Here is a 21843-nt window from a genome sequence, read left to right on the forward strand (position 1 = left end):
TGATCTATTCTTGTCTTCAGCCGTACAGGGCACACGGTGAGCGGCTTTCAGCCCACTGGCGAGACATTTTGTTGCAAACGTTGCGGCGCCGAAACGTGACTTTTAAGTCTCGAATTGTTAAGGTTTCGCATCGCATTGCAACAATCCTGACTAACGTCCGGCGCCGACGCGCCGATGCGCCGGGGTCGCTACCCGGTCGCCGCGTCTGATGCACCGCACGCTGGTCCGTCTTTTGCTGTATTCACCCGTTGAAGTTTCCTGACGAATCCCGCGGCGGCTGCCTCGTCCGGCCGCCTGCATCCCCAATAACCCTTCTCACGGCCTTCATGACCGCACATCCGACGTCGTTCCGCCCGCTCCCATGCCCGACCGCCGCGCCCCCGCGTCGCTTATCCGGCAGGATGTCCGGGCTGGGACGATGGATCGGCGGCGGCATGCTGGCCGTGCTGGCGCTGACGGCCCACGCGTTCGATTTCGAGACCGTGGCCGCCCGCGCGCGGCAATTGTCGGCGTCGCCGTACAAGCCGCCCAAGGCGCAGGAACTGCCGCGCGAGCTGAAGGAACTGACGTACGAACGCTACCGCGAGATCGAATACAAGCCCGAGCGCTTTGCCTGGCGCGGCGCGCGGCTGCCGTTCGAGATCTCGTTCTTCCACGAGGGCATGGTGTTCGACCAGCCGGTGAAGATCAACGAGGTGGTCAACAACAGCGTGCGCGAGTTCCGCTTCGATCCCGCCGCGTTCAACTACGGCTCGCACCGCGTGGATCCGGCCAAGCTCAAGGGGCTGGGATTCGCCGGCTTCCGGCTGATGTACCCGCTGAACCAGGGCAAGCGCAAGGACGAACTGGCGTCGTTCCTGGGCGCCAGCTACTTCCGCGCGGTGGGCAAGGACCAGTGGTACGGCCTGTCCGCGCGCGGCCTGGCCGTGGACACGGCGCTGAACTCGGGCGAGGAATTCCCGCGCTTCACCGAATTCTGGATCGAGCGCCCGGCCGCCAACGACAAGCAACTGACGATCTACGCGCTGATGGATTCGCGCCGCATGAGCGGCGCCTACCGCTTCGTCATCAAGCCCGGCAACGAGACGGTGATGGAAGTGAAGTCGCGCCTGTTCCTGCGCGAGCACGTGACCAAGCTGGGCCTGGCGCCGCTGACCAGCATGTACCTGTTCGGCGAGAACCAGCCGTCGGGCAGCCCGGACTTCCGCCCCGAGATTCACGATTCCGACGGCCTGTCGGTCCAGCTTGGCACCGGCGAATGGATCTGGCGCCCGCTGGTCAATCCCAAGCGGCTGCTGGTCACGTCGTTCGCGGCGACCAACCCGCAGGGCTTTGGCCTGATGCAGCGCGACCGCAGCTTCGACAACTACCAGGAAATCGGTAGCTGGTACGAGCGCCGGCCGAGCGGCTGGGTGGAGCCCAAGGGCAACTGGGGCTCGGGCCGCGTGGAACTGGTGCAGATTCCCACGCCGGACGAGACCAACGACAACGTGGTGGCGTACTGGGTGCCGGACAGCCCGCCCAAGCCCAGGCAGGCGTTCGACTACGAGTACCGGCTGAAATGGCAGAAGGACGGCGAGAACCTGCCGCCGCTGTCGTGGATCACGCAGACGCGCCGCGGCCAGGGCCTGACGCGCAAGCCCGACGACACCAGCTTCTCGCTGGTAGTGGATTTCGAAGGGCCGGTGTTCAAGAAGCTGCCCGAGGAGGCGCGCCTGGACCCGGTGGTATCGGCAGACGCCAACGGCGAACTGCTCAAGACGACGGTCCAGCGCAACGAGGCCACCGGTGGCTGGCGCATGACGATGTTCATGCGGCGCAAGGACGAGAACAAGCCGGTTGAGTTGCGCGGCTATCTTCGCAACGGCAATACAACCCTATCCGAGACATGGAGCTACATCTTACCCCCAGGCTGAAGCAGCGCCCGGCCCAGGCGGCGGCAGCATGCCAGCGCTATGTCGATCGCCTGCCGGCTTCGCCCGAACTGCGTAGCGAACTGCTGGCCGATACGCCGAAGCCGCTGATGTCCAGCGTGCCCGCCGACGGTATCGAGGTGCCATCGGCCATGATCGAATTGCAGGCGCGCCTGGCTGGCCGCGACCCGAAGGACAAGGAAGCCACCGATTTGAATGCCGTCAACGCCCCGGGCGGGGCAACCTACGCATCGGTGGGTCGTCGCTTCGCGATGGCCTATGGCAATCCGCAGGTGGACGGCGAGCCGTTGCTGAAGCGGCACGAGGACGGCACGGTGCGCGTGCATACGGGGCCGGAACCCGAGCGTGCGTCGATGGTGCCGCGCCAGTGGCCGCCGCACATCATCTGGGGCGGCATCCGCAACGCCTGGCGCCGCATGCTGGGCCGCCCGCCCGTGCCCGAGACGTGGGACACCGTGCACGACGGCCCCGACGCCGAGGGCAAGTGGCACCCGGCGGGCTCGCACCGCCGCTGGTTTCTGCTGTTCCTGGTGGTCGTGCAGACCATCATGGCCACCTATTTCATGGCCAAGGTGCTGCCGTACCATGGCGCCGATCCGCTGGAAGTGGCCATCCTGTCGCTGTTCGCGATCCTGTTCTCGTGGGTGTCGGCCGGCTTCTGGACGGCCATGATGGGCTTCCTCGTCCTGTTCAAGGGCGGCGACAAGCACCTGATCTCGCGCAGCGCGGCCACCGACGCGCCGATCGATCCGTCGGCGCGCACCGCGATCATCATGCCGATCTGCAACGAGGACGTGACGCGCGTCTTTGCCGGGCTGCGCGCCACGTACGAATCGCTGGAGCGCGCCGGCGAACTGCAGCATTTCGACTTCTTCGTGCTGTCGGACAGCGGCAACCCCGACCTGCGCACGGCCGAGCACGACGCCTGGATCGAGCTGTGCCGGGCCGTGGGCGGCTTCGGCCGCATCTTCTACCGCTGGCGCCGCCACCGCGTGAAGCGCAAGACCGGCAACGTGGCCGACTTCTGCCGCCGCTGGGGCAGCAAGTACCGCTACATGATCGTGCTGGACGCCGACAGCGTGATGAGCGGCGACTGCCTGGCCACGCTGACGCGGCTGATGGAAGCCAACCCGGGCGCCGGCATCATCCAGACCGCGCCGCTGGCCGTGGGGCGCGACACGCTCTACGCCCGCGTGCAGCAGTTTTCCACGCGCGTCTACGGGCCGCTGTTCACGGCAGGGCTGCACTACTGGCAGCTTGGCGAGTCGCACTACTGGGGCCACAACGCCATCATCCGCATCAAGCCGTTCATGGAGCATTGCGGGCTGGCGCCGCTGCCGGGCAAGGGGCCGCTGTCGGGCGAAATCCTGTCGCACGACTTTGTCGAGGCCGCGATGATGCGCCGGGCGGGGTGGGGCGTGTGGATTGCCTATGACCTGCCGGGCTCGTTCGAGGAACTGCCGCCGAACCTGCTGGACGAGGTGAAGCGCGACCGCCGCTGGTGCCAGGGCAACCTGATGAACTTCCGGCTGTGGATGAAGCAGGGCTTTCACGCGGTGCATCGCGCGGTGTTCCTGACCGGCATCATGGCCTACGTGTCGGCGCCGCTCTGGTTCCTGTTCCTGCTGCTGTCCACGGCCGCGCTGGCCAAGCATGCGCTGGTGCCGCCCGAGTACTTCACCAAGCCGTACCAGTTGTTCCCGACCTGGCCCGAATGGCATCCGGAGAAGGCGCTGGCGCTGTTCTCGGCCACGGCCACGCTGCTGTTCCTGCCCAAGCTGGCCAGCGTGATCCTGCTGCTCAAGGACGCCAGGCAGTATGGCGGCGTGGTGCGGCTGTTCCTCAGCATGCTGATCGAGATGACGCTGTCGGCGCTGCTGGCGCCCACGCGCATGCTGTTCCATACCAAGTTCGTGCTGGCGGCCTACAGCGGCTGGGGCATCTCGTGGAAATCGCCGCCGCGCGAGGACGCCGAGACCACCTGGGGCGAGGCGTTTGCCCGCCACGGCTGGCACACGGTGCTGGGGCTGGTGTGGGGCGCGGGCGTGTATTGGCTGAGCCCGGGCTTCATCTGGTGGCTGCTGCCGATCGTCGGCTCGCTGGCGTTGTCGATCCCGCTGTCGGTGATGCTGTCGCGCGTGTCGCTGGGCCGCGCCGCGCGTCGCGCCGGCCTGTTCATGATCCCCGAGGAAACGATGGTGCCGCGCGAGATCGTCGAGACCCAGCAGCACGTGGAAAGCGCACCGGAGACGCCGCGCTTTGTCGACGCGGTGGTGGACCCGGTAACCAACGCGCTGATGTGCGCCACCGGCACGGCCCGCACGGTCATGCCCGAGCCGGCGCGGCTGCAGCACGCCTCGCTGGTGCAGCACGCGCTGACCCACGGCCCGGGCTCGCTGTCGCCGGCGCAGAAGCACATTCTGCTGGGCGACCCGCTGGCGCTGTCCAAGCTGCACGAGCTAGTCTGGGGCTCGCCGCTGGCGGACGCGGCCTGGAAGGAAACCCGTGTGCTGATGCGCCGCGCGCCCAACGTGTTGCCGCTGCGGCCACGGACGGCTTGAAGCGGTTGGCGGGATGAGAAACGGCAGGCCTTGGGCCTGCCGTTTTTTTTGTCTTCGTTCTGGGGCGCACGTGGCGGTCATCGCCCCGTTTTAAACGCTACCGCAGGGCCGAGACGCAGATTGGGGCGTTGATGTACACGTCGCCCACGCGGCGTTCGCCGCGGTCGTTGCGGGTCATGTAGCGGAACATCATGCTGACGCCGATCTTGGTCAGGATTTCCACGTCGCGGTTGGCGCAGATGTTGCGCTGGAGCGGCGCGGCGTAGTTCACCTCGAAGCTGGCGAGGTCGAGCATCGGGCCGCGGTAGTTGGTCAGTTCGAGCTGGAAGAGGACATGCTTGCCGGGGATGGACTGGCAGCGGCGCAGGCGCGTCTCGCCGTCGATCTCGATGGGCAGGGCGTCGTTCAACTGGCGGCAGGCGCGCGCCAGTACGCTGTCCGGACGGTTGGTGCTGCGCAGCAGCTCGGGCACGCCGGCCCCGCCGGTGTTCTGGCCGGTGGCGGCGCCCTTGAGCATGCGTGACAGGGCATCGGCTTCGTCGACCGCCACGGGCGCGGAGGACGGTGCCGAAGCCATGGCGGACGGCCTGCCGGGCGCGGCTCCTGCGGGCAGCGGCGGCAAGGCTGCCAGTGCAGCCAGGCTCAGCGAAACAATAAACGGCGTTTGTCGTATGGTCATGCAGGATAACGTTGCCGGGGACGGGTCCCGTGATCCGTCTCCCGCGATGCGTCTGACTGCGTGGTCGGCAATACATCTGTCCCGACAGGCAGGCATTGTACCCTCCACCTTGGTGCACGTGAAAGCCGCGCCACCTGCAATGCCGCACCGGGCGCCGGTCTGCGGCGGATTTTCCACGCTACTTCCGGCGACTTGACGCGCGCGCCGCCACGCGCTTGCGCGCTATGCAACAATTGCGCCTTGGCCAACCGGAACCCCTTCATGACGTCCTCCGCCAGCGCGCAAGCCAATGCGCGCTTTCCGCTGTGGCTGCTGATCTGCGCATCGCTGACCGCCATCGCCCCGCTGTCCATCGACATGTACCTGCCCAGCTTTCCTGCGCTGGCGGCCGATCTCCATACCGATATCGGGCGCGTGCAGCTCACGCTGGGCACGTTCCTGGTGGGCCTGGCGATCGGGCAGGCGTTCTACGGCCCGGTGAGCGACCGGTACGGCCGCAAGGCGCCGCTCTATGCGGGCCTGACGATCTATGGCGTGGCGGCCGCGGGTTGCGCGCTGGCGTCGACGGTGGAGTCGCTGATGTTCTGGCGCTTCCTGCAGGCGCTTGGCGGGTGCACCGGGCTGGTGGTGTCGCGCGCGGTGATCCGCGACCGGCTGGAGGCGCGCGAGTCCGCGCGGGCGTTCTCTTCGCTGATGCTGGTGATGGGGCTGGCGCCGATCCTGGCGCCGCTGATCGGCGGCGCGGTGCTGGCCGCCACGGGCTGGCGCGCGATCTTCTGGATCCACTGCGGCGCGGCCGTGTTGCTGCTGTGGCTGATCCACGCGCGCATGGAGGAATCGCTGGACCCGCAGCGCCGCCGCACGCTCCATCCGGGCACCGTGCTGCGCGGCTACTGGGAACTGCTGCGCGACCGCGAGTTCCTGGGCTATTCGCTGGCAGCGGGTTGCGTGCAGGGCGGCATGTTCGCCTACATCGCGGGCTCGCCGTTCGTGCTGATCGAACTGCATGGCATCGATCCCTCCCACTACGGCTTTGTGTTCGGTGCCAACGCCTTTGGCCTGATCGCGATGTCGCAGGTCAACGCGCGGCTGGTGCGCGCCCGGGCGCTGGACGACGTGCTGCGCGTGGCGCTGCTGGCGCCCTGCGTGGCCGGGCTGACGCTGGCGGCGGCCACGCTGCTGGGCGTGGCCACGCTACCGGTGCTGCTGTGCTGCTTTTTCGTGTTCCTGGCCGGGCTGGGCTGCATCACGCCCAACGCGTCGGCGCTGGCGCTGGCGCATCAGAGCCATCGCGCCGGCACGGCGTCCGCGCTGATGGGCACGCTCCAGTTCGGCTTTGGCACGCTGGCCGGCGCCGCCGTCAGCGTCTGGCACGACGGCACGGCGCTGCCGCTGGCCGTGGTGATGGCGATCTGCGGCAGCGGCGCGGTGCTGCTGCGGCTGTACGGCCACGCGGGCATGCGCCAGCCGGGCTGACGGCCCGCGTCACGCGGCCTGGTTGGCCGGCTGGGCCAGCGGCATGGCCGGCGCGTTCTGCATGACCACCATCTGCGCCGGCATGGGCGCGGCAAAACCGGCGGCGCCGAAGCTGTCGCGGATCGTGCGGTTGGTGTCGAAGTAGACCTGCCAGTAATGGTCGTTGTGGCAGTACGGGCGGACGGCCAGCACCGGGCCCACCAGCGTGAATTCCAGGATCTCGACGTCGACGGGCGGGTCGGCCAGCACGTTCGGGATCGCGGCCACTTTTTCCTTGAGCAGCGCCACGGCGGCGGCCGTATCGGTGGTGCCGGCCAGCTGGGCCTTCAGCTCCACGCGCCGGAACGGGTTCGCGGTGAAGTTCTGGATGGTGTCGCCAAATATCTTGTTGTTGCCAATGACGGTCAGCACGTTGTCCGGCGTGTCGAGCGTGGTGGCAAACAGGCCGATCTCGCGCACGGTGCCGGTCACGCCGCCCACGGTCACGAAATCGCCCACCTTGAACGGCCGCAGTACCACCAGGAAGGCTCCGGCCGCAAAGTTGGCCATCAGCCCGGACCACGCCATGCCGATGGCGACGCCGGCCGCGGCAATCAGCGCGGCAAACGTGGTGGTCTGGATGCCGAAATAGCCGAGGATGCCGATGACCAGCACCACGTTCAGCGTGACGGTGACAATCGAGCCGACGTAGCGCAGCAGCGTCGGGTCCACGCTCTGCTTGGCCAGCGACCCCTGCACCATGCGCACCACGAAGTGGATCAGCCATCGGCCGACCACCCAGAAGGCCAGCGCGGCCAGGACCTTCACGCCGAAAATGGTGGCGTAGCCGTAAATGACGTCGCGGATGCTTTCGAGCGAGGTGGTATCCATGGACACACTCCTTGGTGATCGGGGCAGGAAAAACCAGGGACAGCAATATGGCGCGCGCTGTCGGTCAAGTCAGCACCACCTGCCGGTGTCGGCGAACGGCAAAAAGCCAAGGGCATTATTGGGCGCGCCACTTCGAAAGTTCAAGACAATCTTTTTTGGGCGCCAAGTAAAAAAGGCCGGAGATTTTCCGGCCTTTCTTGCGGGTAAATGACGGGAATGTGTCGATTACCAGTTCGTCTCGCGTTCCGGCGTGGCGGAAATACGATGCAGCGTCAGATCGGCGCCGTTGAACTCTTCTTCAGCATCCAGCCGGATGCCCACCAGCTTCTTGAGCGCGCCGTAGACCACCGTGCCGCCGACCAGCGCCACCACGATGCCCAGCAGCGTGCCGGCCACCTGCGCCCCCAGCGATACGCCGCCCATGCCGCCCAGCATCCGCGTGCCGAAGATGCCCGCGGCAATGCCGCCCCAGGCGCCGCACAGGCCGTGCAGCGGCCAGACGCCCAGCACGTCGTCGATGTGCCACTTGTTCTGTGCCAGCGTAAACAGATGGACGAACAGCAGGCCAGCCACCGCGCCGGTCACCAGCGCGCCGAGCGGATGCATGATGTCCGAGCCGGCGCAGACCGCCACCAGGCCGGCCAGCGGGCCGTTGTACGAGAAGCCCGGATCGTTGCGCCCGGCCGCCCACGCGGCCAGCGTGCCGCCGACCATCGCCATCAGCGAGTTGATCGCCACGAGGCCGCTGATCTTGTCGATGGTCTGGGCGCTCATCACGTTGAAGCCGAACCAGCCCACCGCCAGCACCCAGGCGCCCAGCGCCAGGAACGGAATGTTCGACGGCGGATGGGCGCTGATGCGGCCGTCCTTCTGATAGCGGCCGCGCCGGGCGCCCAGCAACAGCACGGCGGGCAGCGCAATCCAGCCGCCCACGGCGTGCACGACCACCGAGCCGGCAAAGTCGTGGAACGGCGCGCCGGCCACGGCGGTGAGCCAGTCCTGCACGCCCAGCCGGTTGTTCCAGACGATGCCCTCGAAGAACGGGTAGACGAAACCCACCAGCACGAACGTGGCAATCAGTTGCGGATTGAAACGCGACCGCTCGGCAATACCGCCCGAGATAATCGCCGGGATGGCCGCGGCAAAGGTGGCGAGAAAAAAGAATTTCACGAGTTCGTGGCCGTTCTTTTCGGCCAGCGTCTCGGCGCCGGAGAAAAACTGGACCCCGTAGGCGATCGTATAACCGATGAAAAAATAGGCCAGCGTGGAAACCGCGAAATCCACGAGGATTTTCACCAGCGCATTGACCTGGTTTTTCTTGCGGACGGTGCCCAATTCCAGGAAAGCGAAGCCTGCATGCATCGCCAGCACCATGATCGCGCCCAGCAGGATGAACAAGGCATCCGTGCCTGTCTTCAGGTTGTCCATCGTTACCCCATGCTCAAAATGGGAGCACGAGTAAGCAATTAGCGTTCCAGTTCAGGGCGCAGAACGGTGAATCCCGCGCCAAATCAGGGCGCAACGCACCGGCGCGGCGTTTATCTGCCAGCCAGCCAAAATTGAGTGGTGCACGTTAACGGGGCGGCATGCGCCATATCGACGCGCCGGATTGGCAGCGCAGGTTCCGAAGTGGTGCATCGGCGGGTTTTGCACCCGGATCGGGCATGAATAAGCGGGCGTGATTCGTGTCGGGATAATGCAGGAAAATTGCCGCCGCCGTCGCTTTGGGCGCAATATTCTGTCCGGTCCGCAAAGTGCGCCGTCCGATACGTCCTGTTCCGGAAAAGTGACGTGCCGATTCGTGAAACAGAGGGGTAAAACGCCCGCTAAGTCTTGTCGCAGAACGATTTGCGGCAGTTTCCGTTGCATCGGTGCCACTGGGGATTGCTCAAGCCGTAAAGGGCAGATTAGACTGCGCCGATCGGACTTTTGCCGACTGGCATAAGTCCGGTGACGACGACCAAACAAGGGAAATCAGCCATGAATAAAGGTGAACTGGTATCGGCCATCGCCGCGGAAGCAGAACTCAGCAATGCCGCCGCCGAGCGCGCGCTGAACGCTGCGCTGGACAGTATCAAGAAGGCAGTGGCCAAGGGTGACTCCGTCACGCTGGTGGGTTTTGGCAGCTTCAGCTCGGGCAAGCGCGCAGCCCGTACCGGTCGCAACCCGCGCACCGGCGAAACGATCAAGATCCCGGCCGCCAAGACGGTAAAGTTCTCCGCCGGCCAAGGCTTCAAGGACGCCGTGAACAAGAAGAAGTAAGCGCATCTCGTTCCTGAGAAGCACAGAAAGCGGCCTGCGCGGCCGCTTTTCTATTTGTTGGCCACCATTTTCCCCGCCTTTCTCGTCGCACCGCCGAAATCGCCGCGCGCGGGTATGCCATTGCCCGGCCCACCGGGTTACACTGCCCGCGCCTCAGGCTCGATTCTGGATTTTTTGCGATGAATGATCTGTCCCACCAGCTGTCCATGACCGTGCTGATGACGCCGGACATGGCCAATTTCTCCGGCAATGTCCACGGCGGCACCATCCTCAAGTACCTCGACATGGTGGCGTACGCCTGCGCCAGCCGCTATGCCGGCCGGTATGTCGTCACGCTGTCGGTGGACCAGGTGGTCTTCCGCCAGCCCATCCACGTGGGCGAACTCGTGACGTTCCTGGCGGCCGTGAACTTCACCGGCCGCAGCTCGATGGAAATCGGCATCAAGGTGGTGACCGAGAACATCCGCAGCAAGGTGGTGCGCCATACCAATAGCTGCTATTTCACGATGGTGGCGGTGGACGACAACGGCACGCCGGCCGAGGTGCCGCCGCTGCAGCCGCGCGACGAGGTGGAGCGCCAGCGCTTTGAGGCCGCCCGTCAGCGCCGCGCGCTGCGCCAGGAAATGGAGCGCCGCCACGACGAGATCAAGGGGGCGACGGCCGAATGACGTCCACTGCATCGCGATTCGCGCTGGCCCTGGGCCTGGCCGCGCTGGCCACGGCCGCCGCAGCCGAGGAAATCGGCAGCGTGTCGACCCATTTCCGCGTCACGGGGTCCGACAAGGTCGTCATCGAAGCCTACGACGACCCGGCCGTGGACGGCGTGACGTGCTACGTGTCGCGGGCGCGCACCGGCGGCATCAAGGGCTCGCTCGGCATGGCCGAGGACCCGGCCGAGGCGTCGATTGCGTGCCGCCAGGTGGGTCCCATCGCGTTCAAGGGGCCGGTGAAGCAGCAGGAGGACGTGTTCTCCGAGCGCATGTCGGTGCTCTTCAAGACGCTGCACGTGGTGCGTGCCGTGGATCGCAAGCGCAACACGCTGGTCTACCTGACCTACTCGGACCGGATCGTCAGCGGCAGCCCCCAGAACGCCGTGACCGCCGTGCCGGTGCCGGCCGCCACGCCCATCCCGGTCAAGTAGGCGCCGGCGTCTGCTGGCCCTCAGGCCGCCTCGAACAGCTTGCGCAGGTTCGACTTCAGGATCTTGCCGTTCGGATTGCGCGGCAGCATGTCCTGCATGACGATGATCCGCACGGGCACCTTGAACGCGGCAAGCTGCTGGCGCACGAAGTCCTGCAGCTCGGCCTCGGTGGCCGTGGCGCCGGGCTTCAGGCTGACCACCGCGCCGGGCTCTTCGCCCAGCGTGCGGTGCGCAATGCCGACCACGGCCGCGTCCATGACGGCCGGGTGCGCGTACAGCGCGCTTTCCACCTCGATGCAATAGATGTTCTCGCCGCCGCGGATCAGCATGTCCTTCATGCGGTCGACGATGTAGAGAAAGCCTTCCGCGTCCAGCCGCGCCACGTCGCCCGTGTGCAGCCAGCCGTCGACGAATGTCCTGGCCGTGGCCTCCGGCTTGTTCCAGTAGCTGTGCACGACGTTGGCGCCGCGCACCATCAGCTCGCCAATCTCGCCCGGCGGCAGCGCGTTGCCAAAGCCATCGTCGATCTTCATCTCGCCGATGGGCAGGGCCGGGCCGCTGCTGTCGGGCCGGTGGATGTATTCCTCGGCGCTGTGGCTCGTGAACGTGGCCGACGTCTCGGTCATGCCCCAGCCAATGCCGGGCGCCGCGTGCGGGAACGTCTCGTGGATGCGGCGGACCAGTTCCGGCGATGCGGGCGCGCCGCCGTAATGCATGTTTTCCAGCGACGACAGGTCGAATTCGGCCCGCTGTGGATGCTCGATGATCTGCCACGCGATGGTCGGCACGCCGCCGGCCGACGTGCAGCGTTCGCGTTCGATCAGCGCCATGGCGCGCAGCGTGTCCCAGCGGTACTGCAGCACGATCTTGCCGCCGTTGGCCAGCGCGCCGTTTAGCACGGACATGCAGCCGGTGACGTGGAAGAACGGCACGGCCAGCAGCGCGGCCTTCTGCGGCGCGTCGGGGTTGGGCTCCGGCACCGGCTCGCCGCGCCGCAGCAGGTTGCGCAGCGGGCTGAACTGGGCGCAGACCGCCACCGTGCAGGCGTTGCGATGGGTGCCGACGGCGCCCTTGGGCTTGCCCGTGGTGCCGGACGTGTAGAAGATCGTCGCGTCGTCCTCGGGGTCCAGCGGCACCTGCGGCAGCGATTGCGACGGCAGCGCGGTCCAGTCCGGCGACGCGCCGATTACGCTGGACAGCGCCACGATGCGCGGGTCGTCGAACGTGGCGCCGTCCGGTGCGCGCGACACGTACACGCGCGCCAGCGCCGGGCAGTCGCGCAGGTGCGGCAGGATGCGGTCCAGCCGCTCATGGTCGACGATGGCGACGCGGCTGCCCGAATCGGTCAGCCCGTACTCCAGTTCCGGGCCGGTCCACCACGCATTGAGCGGGGTGACGATGGCGCCGGTCAGCAGCCCCGCGTAGAACGCCACGGGCCATTCGGGCAGGTTGCGCATTGCCACGGCCACGCGGTCGCCCTTGCGCACGCCGTCGCGCACCAACTGGTGCGCCAGCTCGGTGGCGGCCAGCGCGAACGCGCGGTAGCTCACGCGCTCGTCCTCGTAGACGACGAAGGTGCGCTCGCCCCACGCCGCGGCCACCAGGAACAGGTCGCGCAGCGTGGGCGGCGCGTTCTTCCAGACCGTGGTGGGAATGCCGCGGATCACGCGCGTCTCGGTCTCGAACGGCGCGCCGGGGGCGGTCAGCCGGGCGTGCGCGTCGGCCAGGGACATGGCCGGCCACTGCGGGCCGGCCGGCGAGGGTTGCTGCGGATGCTGCGGTTGCTGGGACATGCAGGGCCTCCCGCGCAGATTGGACTAGATCGTGACGCCGCCGTCCACCACCATGGCCTGGCCGGTCATGAACGTGCTGGCCGCAGACGCCAGGAAGCACGCCGCGCCGGCAATCTCCACCGGCTCGCCGATGCGGCGCAGCGGCGCGTTCTCGGTGGACTGCTTGTAGCGCACCGGGTCGTCCCACAGCGCCTTGGCAAAGTCGGTCTTGATCAGCCCCGGGGCGATGCAGTTCACGCGCACGTTGTGCGGCCCGAACTCCACGGCCAGGTTGCGCGCCAGCTGGAAATCGGCGGCCTTGGAGACGTTGTAGACGCCAATCGTGGGCGACCCGCGCAGGCCGCCGATCGACGACACGATGATGATCGAACCCTCCTTGCGCTCGATCATCTGCGGCGCCACCATCTGGATCAGCCAGTGGTTCGAGATCACGTTGTTGTCCAGCACCTTGCGGAACTGCTCGTCCGACACGCCGCTCATCGGCCCGTAGTAGGGGTTGGACGCGGCATTGCAGACCAGCACGTCCACCTTGCCGAAGGTGCGGTTGGCCTCGTCCACCAGGTGCTGGAGCGCCTCTTTCGACGAGATGTTGGCCGCCACGGCCAGCGCGGTGCCGGCGCCGTGCTGCGCGTTGATGGCATCGGCCACTTCCTGGCACGCCTCGATCTTGCGCGACGAGATGACGACCTTGGCGCCCTGGACGGCCATTTGCTCGGCGATGGCGCGGCCGATACCGCGCGAGGATCCGGTGATGACGGCAACCTTGCCCGACAGATCGAACAACGACATGGGATGTCTCCTGAAAGGATGGCCGGCGGTACGTGCCGCCGGCCGGAATCGTGGATTGGCCGGGACATTATGGGCAGCCGCACCCCCTCAGTCCACAGCCGGGCCGGCCCGCCGGGGCCGGTATCAGCAAACTTTCTGCCGGCAATTCACGCGATGCATGGCGCGTGCCGCAGCGCGGAATCGGGCGGGCGTCAGGGTGCCGCCAGCACCGCCGGCAGCCGGGCGGCCAGCGCGGCACGCAGCGCGTCGTCCAGGTGGATGCCGAAGCGGCCGGCCAGCACGTCGATGGCGTCGCCGGCACTGGCCAGCACCGTGCGGCGCACCGTGCCGCCGGGCGGGCGCTCGGTCAGCGTGGCGTTGCCAAGGGCCAGCCGCGTACCGTCCGCCTCCGTGCGGGCGGCGATCAGCGTGCGCGTGAAGTGGCTGTCCGGATGCGTCGACACGAACCAGTTGCGCGCCACGTAGTCGATCCGGGGCTGCGGGGTCAGGTCGAAGCGGTACAGCACACGCCACGTGTCTGCATCGTCAGCGTCTCCGGCGTCCGGATCGCGCACCGCAAGGTCGTAGCAATGAAAGCCGGTGCCAGCGGCATCGGCCGGGGGCGGGCGCAGCCGGTACGGCGACGCAACGCCGGCCGCGGGCGGGATCGGCAGCGACAGCGGCAGTGCGCGGTCCGGCGTGGGCCCGCCAAAGCCGACGTCCGCCACGTAGCTCTCGTGCGCCACCTCCACCCGCAGCAGCATGTGCGAGAGCCCGGTCGGCCGTTCGTCGGGCACGTTCCAGCGCACGCGCGCCGCCAGCGGCACGGCCGTGTAGCCCAGCGACTTCAGCCCGGCGCAGAACAGCGTGTTCAGTTCGAAACAGTAGCCGCCGCGGCCTTGGCGCACGAGCTTGTCGAACACGGCGGGCGGCTCGATGTCGACGCGCCAGCCCACCAGCGGCGTCAGGTTCTCGAAGGGCAGGTGCGCCAGGTGGGCGGCGATCAGTGCGTCCAGCGTGGCCAGCGTCGGCGGCGGCACGGCGTGGATGCCGATGCGCCGCAGCCAGGCATCGCGCTGGTCGGCGGAGAGGGCGGGAATTTCGTCGATGGCACGCATGGCGGCTTTGGGGTGATTTAGTGGGGCGGCTCGAATGGCGGGGAAGTCCTCTTCCCGAGCGCGCGGTGTCTCACTAATATAAATCCACATCAAAACCGGGTCGGCGGCGTGGTTTCGCGGCATCGCGGCATCGCGCGGCGGCCCTGGGAAAACAGGCCGGAACACCGGCCATCCACCGGAGACGTCCCCGTGAAAACCCTGATCGATCATCTTGCCCAGTACGCCGCGTACCACCGCGATGCGCGCAACGTATTCACCCATTTCATCGGTATCCCGATGATCGTGCTGGCGGTTACCGCGCTGCTCGGGCGGCCGGTCATGCCGTTGGGCGACGGCGCGCTGTTCGTGACGCCGGCCATCGTCGTGTACGTGCTGGCGTGCCTGTTCTACCTGCGGCTGTCGTTCGGCTTTGGCGTGGCGATGGCCGCGATCCTGGCCGTGTTCGTCTGGGCCGGGGCCTGCATTGCCGCGTTTTCCACGCCGCCCTGGCTGGCCACGGGCATCGGCCTGTTCGTGGCCGGATGGGTCATCCAGTTCGTCGGCCACTACTTCGAAGGACGCAAGCCGGCCTTTGTCGACGACATCATGGGCCTGCTCGTGGGCCCGCTTTTCCTGGTGGCGGAGACCGCTTTCGCGCTGGGCCTGGCGCGTGGCACGCGCGATGCGGTGGCCGCGCACGCGCACTGAACACGCCCGTTCCGGACGCGTGCGGCGCGTGGGCGAAGCGCGAAAGTGGGGGGACGTGGCGCTTCGCAGCGTTGGTGCTGACGCAAACCAGCGACAAAACCCGGGGTTTTCACTTGGTTTGACCTGCCGCATGTGAGAAAACCCCTTTACTTCTGGCGGTTTCCGCTATGATTCAGTGCGTGCCGGCCAGCACGAATCGCCATGCAGCGATGCTTGCAGCGTGCGGGCGAATCGGCCGGGACTTCAATCTTCAACTCTCGTACATCCAGATATGGCGACCAAAGCGAAACCGACCGCGAAGACTGCAACCAAGCCTGCTGCCAAGAAGGCCGCAGCAACCAAGGCACCCGTGAAGGCTGCCGCTAAGAAGGCCGCCGCTCCGGCCAAGAAGGCTGCGCCGGCTGCCACGCCGACCATGAAGCCGCTGAAGGACACCTTCAACAAGTCGAGCCTGGTCGCTCACCTGGTAGCGCAAACCCAGCTCGAAGCCAAGGCCGTGAAGTCGGTGCTGGCCCATCTCGAAAACACCATCGTCAGCGCGCTGAACAAGAAGGGCGCCGGCGAATTCACGCTGCCGGGCCTGCTGAAGGTGACCGCCCAGCAAGTGCCGGCCAAGAAGAAGCGCTTCGGCAAGGACCCGTTCACCGGTGAAGAGCGTTGGTTCCCGGCCAAGCCGGCCAGCGTCAAGGTCAAGGTCCGTCCGCTGAAGAAGCTGAAGGACGCCGCGGCCTGATAGCCCGATCCCTTTGGAAGTCGCCTGCCCGATACCGGCCCGCCGGTACCGGGTGGCTTGAAACCCCACGTTCGCGAGAGCGTGGGGTTTTTTGTTGGGCCGGGCGGCTCAGTACGTCTTGAAGTTGGCCGCCACGCGCTGGCGCAGGAAATCGCCGGCCGTGATGGGCGGATACCGCTTCGCCGGCCCCTCGATCCGCGCGTCGCGGTTGGCCTGGCAGAAGAACGCGAGGCTGTAGCGCGGCCCCATGTACTCGCCCGGGGCTGGGTTGCGCACACGGTGGAAGTTCGACGGTAGCTGGTCGTCGCTCCAGCGCATCAGCATGTCGCCGATGTTGCAGGTGATCACGTCCTCGTCGGGCGGGATCGGCGTCCACGCCTGCGCGTCCATCTCCTTGCCCGGACACACCTGCAGGCCGCCCTGGCCCTGGCGCTGGAACAGCAGCGTCAGGCAGTCGAAATCGGTATGGGCGCCCGCCCGCCACAGGTCGAGCTTGTCCTGGGCTTCGGCCGGGATCGCGTAGTAGTGCAGCAGCCGCAGCGTGCTCTGGTAGTCGGGCGCGGCCGGGTCGTGGGCGCGCGTGAAGAATTCGCTGTCGAAGCCGAGCCGGTCGGCAAAGCAGGACAGCACCTTCATGCCGACGTGCCAACACTGTCGCTCGAAGGCCAGCATCGTCGCCCGGAAGCCGGCCAGTTCATCCTCAGACGGCCACAGCGCCGCCATGTGCGGGCGCGTGACCTGGTACGACTCCTTCTGGTCCGGCGTGCCCGTGGACGGCCGCACCTGCGCGCGCGATTCCCAGCCGGCGTTGTTGGCCTTCTGCAGCGGATACCTGGCCTTGACGGGCTCCGGCAGCGCGAAGAAGCGCTCGGTCATCGCAAACGCCTCGCGCACGGCGGCCAGGTCGATGCCGTGGTTGTCGAGCTGGAAGAAGCCGATGTCGGTGGCCGCCTGCCAGAGCTGGTCGGCGATCACCGCCTTGCGGCGCGCGAAGTCGGACAGGTCGATGCGGCGGATCTCGCGCGCGTCGGTCTCGTGGCCGTGCGCGCCCATGCGCGCTTCGCGGTCCAGTTCGTGGAGGGGGAGGGTGGTGTCGATCATGTCGTTCCGGGGTTCAGGAAAGGTGAACGGGCCGGCCGACGGCGGAGGCAGGGCCCGGCAGGGCTCTCGATCTCCGGCACTCGGCGCGGACAATCAAGAGCAATTTCCTGCCGCCCGGCCAGGGAGGGGGCGGTTGAACGCTTCTACTCTTCGGTGCGGGGTACAGCAGGTTTCGGGCCAGCCCGGACACGCCCGCACGTATCGTCAAAGCGCCAGAATGGCGCACGCGCGCCCGCTGGCGGGGCAGGTCGCGCAGCGGCGGGGCATGAAAAAGCCGACCCGAAGGTCGGCTTTTGGCGGTAGCGCAGTCCGGCTTATTGCGAACCGAGCTTCTTGATCAGGACGTCCAGCTTGCCCATTTCTTCCTCGGTCAGGTCGGTCAGCGGCGCGCGCACGGGGCCGGCATCGTGGCCCACCAGCTTGGCGCCGGCCTTGACGATCGACACGGCGTAGCCATGCTTGCGGTTGCGGATGTCCAGGTAAGGCAGGAAGAAGTCGTCGATCAGGCGGCCGATCGTGGCTTCGTCGTTGGCGGCCACGGCACGGTAGAACTCCATCGCGGTCTTCGGGATGAAGTTGAACACGGCCGACGAGTACACCGGCACGCCCAGCGCCTTGTAGGCAGCGGCGTAGACTTCGGCGGTGGGCAGGCCGCCCAGGTAGGCCAGGCGGTCGCCGAGCTTGCGGCGCACGCGGACCATGGCCTCGATGTCACCCACGCCGTCCTTGAAGCCGATCAGGTTCGGGCACTTGTCGACAACCTTGGCCAGCAGGTCGGCGCCGATGCGCGAGTTGGCACGGTTGTAGACGATCACGCCGCACTTGGTGGCCTTGCAGACCTCTTCGATGTGGTTGGCGATGCCGTCTTCGCTGGCCTCGGTCAGGTAGTGCGGCATCAGCAGGATGCCGTGGGCGCCCAGGCGCTCGGCTTCCTTGGCGTACTCGATGGCCACGCGGGTCGGGCCGCCGGCGCCGGCCAGGATGGGCACCTTGCCACGGCAGGTTTCCACCGCAGTGCGGATCACGTTCGAATAGTCCTGCTGCGTCAGCGAGAAGAATTCACCGGTGCCGCCAGCGGCGAACAGGGCCGAGGCGCCGTACGGGGCCAGCCATTCCAGGCGGGCGGCGTAGGTGTCGGCGCGGAAGTTGCCTTGCGCGTCAAAGTCGGTGATGGGAAACGAGAGCAGGCCTTCCGAGATAATCTGCTTCAGTTCTTGCGGTGTAGTCATGTCGCTCTTCCTGGTCGCCACATGGCGAATGGTGGGTTGGGTGTGGAACAAGGCCGGTGCCTGTACTCGTTCCATCGTTGTGATGTTTCGAGATAAGTCATCGTACAACTAACCCTGGGGGCGTGCAAGCGGTACGGCGCCAACCAAGGGAAAACCCCGGTACCTGGCAGACATTCGGGTGGCGTTTCGGGTGTCTGGGCGCGGGCGGGCAGGGCGACGGTGGTGTGCATCAAATCCCCGCAAACCCGCAAGCTGATTGAAAGGTCGGCACTTCGGCCGATGCACCGGAAGACGGCGCCGTGCACCACGTCAGGGTAAACGCGCACTGTGGTGGAAGGAACCGCGTCTCTATAATTCTGGTCGTACGACGACATATCACACGCCGGTCCCGACGCATTCCCGCATCCTGGTCCGCCGGCTGTGCGGAGACCCAGATGAACGTAACACCCACCACCAGCGCCGCCGCCTCGGGCGCCCGCCGCACCAACGTCCGCTACTGGATTCTCGCCCTGATCTTCATCGTGACGACGATCAACTACGCGGATCGTGCCACGCTGTCCATCACCGGCCCCGCCATGCGCGAGGAGTTCGGCTTTTCGGCCGTGCAGATGGGCTATATCTTCTCGGCCTTCAGCTGGGCCTATGTGATGGCGCAGATCCCGGGCGGCTGGCTGCTCGACCGCTTCGGCGCGCGCCGCATCTACGCGTTCAGCATCTTCCTGTGGTCGTTCTTCACGCTGCTGCAGGGCTGGATTGGCGTGTTTGCCAGCATCGGGCAGGCCATCAGCGTGCTGTTCGCGCTGCGCTTTGCCGTGGGGCTGGCCGAATCGCCGGCGTTCCCGGCCAACGCCAAGGTGGTGGCAAGCTGGTTCCCGACCGCCGAGCGCGGCACGGCATCGGCCATCTTCAACGCCGCGCAGTACTTTGCCGCCGTGGTCTTTACGCCGCTGATGGCCTGGATCGTCCATAGCTGGGGCTGGCACCACGTCTACCTGTGGATGGGCATCATGGGCATGCTGCTGGCGCTGGTCTGGCTCAAGGTCATGCGCAGCCCGGCCACGCACCCCGGTGTGAACCAGGCCGAACTCGACCACATCACGCAGGGCGGCGGCCTGATTCACATGGGCGAGGGCGACGAGGCCAGCAAGGCCGGCAAGGCCGCCAACCCGGCCGGCTGGTTCTACGCGCGGCAGCTGCTGACCAACCGCATGCTGGCCGGCGTGTACCTGGGCCAGTACTGCATCAACGTGCTGACGTACTTCTTCCTCACGTGGTTCCCGGTGTACCTGGTGCAGGCGCGCGGCATGTCGATCCTGAAGGCCGGCTTCGTGGCGTCGCTGCCGGCCATCTGCGGGTTCCTGGGCGGCGTGCTGGGCGGCGTGATCTCGGACACGCTGCTGCGCCGCGGCCATTCGCTGACCGTGGCCCGCAAGGTGCCGATCGTGGCCGGCATGCTGCTGTCGGTGTCGATGGTGGCCTGCAACTACGTGGACGCCGAGTGGCTGGTGGTCGGCATCATGGCGCTGGCGTTCTTCGGCAAGGGCATCGGCGCGCTGGGCTGGGCCGTGGTGGCCGATACGGCGCCCAAGGAAGTGATCGGCCTGGCCGGCAGCATCTTCAACACCTTCGGCAACATCGCCGGCATCGTGACGCCGATCGTGATCGGCTATATCCTGAGCGCCACGGGCTCGTTCAACGGCGCGCTGGTCTTCGTGGGCATCAACGCCCTGGTTACCGTGCTGAGCTACCTGGTGATCGTCAAGGACATCCGCCGCGTCGAACTGAAGCACCCCCAATAAAAGGAATCCCCATCATGTCGGACCTGTCGGTACAGAACGCCCAGGCCGCGGAGCAGCGTCCGCCGCTGTACATCCGCATCCATCCCAACGACAACGTCGCCATCGTGGCCAACGACGGCGGCCTGCCGGCCGGCACCGTGTTCCCGTGCGGGCTGACGCTCGTGGAGCGCGTGCCGCAGGGCCACAAGGTGGCGCTGGTCGACCTGAAGAAGGGCGACGCGGTGACGCGCTACGACGTGACCATCGGCTACGCGCTGCAGGACCTGCCGCGCGGCAGCTGGGTCAACGAGCGCACCATCGAGATGCCGGTGGCGCCCGGCCTGACCGACCTGCCGGTTGGCACCCGCCTGCCCGCGCCGCTGCCGCCGCTGGAGGGCTATACGTTCGAGGGCTTCCGCAACCCGGACGGCTCGGTGGGCACCCGCAACATCCTGGCGATCACGCAGACCGTGCAGTGCGTGGCCGGCGTGGTGGACCACGCGGTCCGGCGCATCAAGGCCGAACTGCTGCCGAAGTACCCGAACGTGGACGACGTGATCGGGCTGGAGCACACCTACGGCTGCGGCGTGGCCATCGACGCGCCCGATGCCGTGGTGCCGATCCGCACGCTGCGCAACATCGCGCTGAACCCGAACTTCGGCGGCACCGCCATGATGGTGAGCCTGGGCTGCGAGAAGCTGCAGCCGGACCGCCTGATGCCCCCCGGCACGATCCCGATCCAGACCGGCGCCGGGGAGGTGCAGGTGGGCGTGGTCTGCCTGCAGGACGACAAGCACGTGGGCTTCGGGTCGATGATCGACTCGATCGTGGAGATGGCGATCCCGCACCTGGAGGCGCTGAACGCGCGCCAGCGCGAGACCGTGCCGGTGTCCGAGCTGGTCGTGGGCGTGCAGTGCGGCGGCAGCGATGCGTTCTCGGGCGTGACGGCCAACCCGGCCGTCGGCTTTGCCACCGACCTGCTGGTGCGCGCCGGCGCCACGGTGATGTTCTCCGAGGTGACCGAGGTGCGCGACGGCATCGACCAGTTGACCTCGCGCGCCGCCACCCCCGAGGTGGCCGAGGCGATGATCCGCGAGATGGACTGGTACGACCGCTACCTGGACCGCGGCCGCGTGGACCGCAGCGCCAACACCACGCCGGGCAACAAGAAGGGCGGGCTGTCGAACATCGTCGAGAAGGCCATGGGCTCGATCGTCAAGTCGGGCAGCGCGCCGATCACGGGTGTGGTGTCGCCGGGCGAGCGCGTCAAGACCAAGGGCCTGATCTACGCCGCCACGCCGGCCAGCGACTTCATCTGCGGCACGCTGCAACTGGCCGCCGGCATGAACCTGCACGTGTTCACCACGGGCCGCGGCACGCCGTACGGCCTGGCCGAGGTGCCTGTGATCAAGGTGGCCACCCGCAGCGACCTGGCCCGCCGCTGGCATGACCTGATGGACGTCAACGCCGGCCGCATCGCCACCGGCGAGGCAACCATCGAGGACGTGGGCTGGGAGCTGTTCCGCCTGATGATCGACGTGGCCAGCGGCCGCAAGAAGACCTGGGCCGAACACCATGGCCTGCACAACTCGCTGGCCCTGTTCAACCCGGCGCCGGTGACCTGAGGGGGCGGGAAAGAGGGCCGACAGCTGCAAATTGCGGCCAGTCGGCAAGCAGACGCTCAACGCCCTCTCCCCCAACCCCTCTCCCACA

General features: G+C 67.2%; 19 protein-coding genes. 11 read left to right on the top strand and 8 right to left on the bottom strand.

All coding sequences use genetic code 11. From position 1 onward, the window contains the following. Positions 1-401: 401 nt before the first annotated feature. Together QTN24_RS07430 and mdoH are read left to right on the top strand one after the other, a co-directional pair. On the top strand, positions 402-1916 hold the full coding sequence (locus tag QTN24_RS07430; protein WP_124686460.1) for a glucan biosynthesis protein G: 1515 nt from the start codon (positions 402-404) through the stop codon (positions 1914-1916). Further along, positions 1889-4495 (top strand): glucans biosynthesis glucosyltransferase MdoH, encoded by a 2607-nt coding sequence (gene mdoH / locus QTN24_RS07435; RefSeq protein ID WP_313836075.1) that lies wholly within the window; start codon positions 1889-1891, stop codon positions 4493-4495. The genes QTN24_RS07430 and mdoH overlap by 28 nt, the downstream gene beginning before the upstream one ends. Before the next feature lie 97 nt (positions 4496-4592). Here mdoH and QTN24_RS07440 read toward each other — a convergent pair whose 3' ends face one another. After that, positions 4593-5174, bottom strand: a complete 582-nt coding sequence (locus QTN24_RS07440; RefSeq protein ID WP_124686462.1) for a hypothetical protein — start codon at positions 5172-5174, stop codon at positions 4593-4595. A gap of 261 nt (positions 5175-5435) precedes the next feature. Between QTN24_RS07440 and QTN24_RS07445 the strand changes: the two genes are divergently transcribed. Then, positions 5436-6650 (top strand): Bcr/CflA family multidrug efflux MFS transporter, encoded by a 1215-nt coding sequence (locus QTN24_RS07445; protein ID WP_313836079.1) that lies wholly within the window; start codon positions 5436-5438, stop codon positions 6648-6650. A gap of 9 nt (positions 6651-6659) precedes the next feature. On the opposite strand, the gene QTN24_RS07450 is transcribed toward QTN24_RS07445, so the two are convergent. After that, positions 6660-7520 (bottom strand): mechanosensitive ion channel family protein, encoded by an 861-nt coding sequence (locus tag QTN24_RS07450; RefSeq protein WP_313836081.1) that lies wholly within the window; start codon positions 7518-7520, stop codon positions 6660-6662. On the opposite strand from QTN24_RS07450, the gene QTN24_RS07455 reads away from it, so the two are divergent. Beyond that, entirely contained in the window at positions 7519-7731 is a 213-nt protein-coding gene (locus tag QTN24_RS07455) for a hypothetical protein (RefSeq protein ID WP_124686465.1), read from the top strand. The genes QTN24_RS07450 and QTN24_RS07455 overlap by 2 nt on opposite strands. A gap of 14 nt (positions 7732-7745) precedes the next feature. On the opposite strand, the gene QTN24_RS07460 is transcribed toward QTN24_RS07455, so the two are convergent. After that, positions 7746-8948 carry an ammonium transporter gene (locus QTN24_RS07460; RefSeq protein ID WP_313836084.1) on the bottom strand — a complete coding sequence of 401 codons (1203 nt, stop codon included), beginning with the start codon at positions 8946-8948 and terminating at the stop codon, positions 7746-7748. A gap of 552 nt (positions 8949-9500) precedes the next feature. On the opposite strand from QTN24_RS07460, the gene QTN24_RS07465 reads away from it, so the two are divergent. The 3 genes from QTN24_RS07465 (at position 9501) to QTN24_RS07475 (ending at position 10923) form a co-directional block, all read left to right on the top strand. Further along, positions 9501-9782 carry an HU family DNA-binding protein gene (locus QTN24_RS07465; RefSeq protein ID WP_008651272.1) on the top strand — a complete coding sequence of 94 codons (282 nt, stop codon included), beginning with the start codon at positions 9501-9503 and terminating at the stop codon, positions 9780-9782. A 179-nt stretch (positions 9783-9961) separates the two neighbouring features. Further along, entirely contained in the window at positions 9962-10450 is a 489-nt protein-coding gene (locus QTN24_RS07470; protein ID WP_124686467.1) for an acyl-CoA thioesterase, read from the top strand. Next, positions 10447-10923: a CreA family protein gene (locus tag QTN24_RS07475; RefSeq protein WP_313836087.1), complete on the top strand. Its 477-nt coding sequence runs from the start codon at positions 10447-10449 to the stop codon at positions 10921-10923. Before QTN24_RS07470 ends, QTN24_RS07475 begins: the two co-directional genes overlap by 4 nt. A gap of 20 nt (positions 10924-10943) precedes the next feature. Here the strand turns inward: QTN24_RS07475 and QTN24_RS07480 are convergent, their stop codons facing one another. From QTN24_RS07480 to QTN24_RS07490, 3 genes are all read right to left on the bottom strand, one after another. Continuing rightward, positions 10944-12716, bottom strand: a complete 1773-nt coding sequence (locus QTN24_RS07480; protein WP_313836089.1) for a class I adenylate-forming enzyme family protein — start codon at positions 12714-12716, stop codon at positions 10944-10946. Positions 12717-12740: 24 nt separating this feature from the next. Further along, on the bottom strand, positions 12741-13505 hold the full coding sequence (locus tag QTN24_RS07485; protein WP_124686470.1) for an SDR family oxidoreductase: 765 nt from the start codon (positions 13503-13505) through the stop codon (positions 12741-12743). Between the two features lie 191 nt (positions 13506-13696). Then, positions 13697-14602, bottom strand: coding sequence for an arylamine N-acetyltransferase family protein (locus QTN24_RS07490; protein ID WP_313836092.1), 906 nt, complete (start codon positions 14600-14602; stop codon positions 13697-13699). A 189-nt stretch (positions 14603-14791) separates the two neighbouring features. On the opposite strand from QTN24_RS07490, the gene QTN24_RS07495 reads away from it, so the two are divergent. Both QTN24_RS07495 and QTN24_RS07500 read left to right on the top strand, forming a co-directional pair. After that, positions 14792-15289 (top strand): DUF962 domain-containing protein, encoded by a 498-nt coding sequence (locus tag QTN24_RS07495; protein WP_313836094.1) that lies wholly within the window; start codon positions 14792-14794, stop codon positions 15287-15289. A gap of 271 nt (positions 15290-15560) precedes the next feature. After that, positions 15561-16022 carry an HU family DNA-binding protein gene (locus tag QTN24_RS07500; RefSeq protein WP_124686473.1) on the top strand — a complete coding sequence of 154 codons (462 nt, stop codon included), beginning with the start codon at positions 15561-15563 and terminating at the stop codon, positions 16020-16022. A gap of 108 nt (positions 16023-16130) precedes the next feature. On the opposite strand, the gene QTN24_RS07505 is transcribed toward QTN24_RS07500, so the two are convergent. Then, the gene (locus QTN24_RS07505; protein WP_313836097.1) at positions 16131-17123 is read right to left on the bottom strand and encodes an isopenicillin N synthase family dioxygenase; all 993 of its coding nucleotides are present in this window, start codon (positions 17121-17123) and stop codon (positions 16131-16133) included. A 314-nt stretch (positions 17124-17437) separates the two neighbouring features. After that, entirely contained in the window at positions 17438-18352 is a 915-nt protein-coding gene (kdgD, locus tag QTN24_RS07510) for a 5-dehydro-4-deoxyglucarate dehydratase (RefSeq protein WP_313836099.1), read from the bottom strand. Between the two features lie 434 nt (positions 18353-18786). On the opposite strand from kdgD, the gene QTN24_RS07515 reads away from it, so the two are divergent. After that, positions 18787-20151, top strand: coding sequence for an MFS transporter (locus tag QTN24_RS07515; RefSeq protein ID WP_313836101.1), 1365 nt, complete (start codon positions 18787-18789; stop codon positions 20149-20151). Between the two features lie 14 nt (positions 20152-20165). After that, the gene (gene garD / locus QTN24_RS07520; protein WP_124686477.1) at positions 20166-21755 is read left to right on the top strand and encodes a galactarate dehydratase; all 1590 of its coding nucleotides are present in this window, start codon (positions 20166-20168) and stop codon (positions 21753-21755) included. Positions 21756-21843 lie beyond the last annotated feature (88 nt).

The sequence above is a fragment of the Cupriavidus sp. SZY C1 genome (genome assembly GCF_032190535.1).
GTDB classification, from domain to species: domain Bacteria; phylum Pseudomonadota; class Gammaproteobacteria; order Burkholderiales; family Burkholderiaceae; genus Cupriavidus; species Cupriavidus pauculus_C.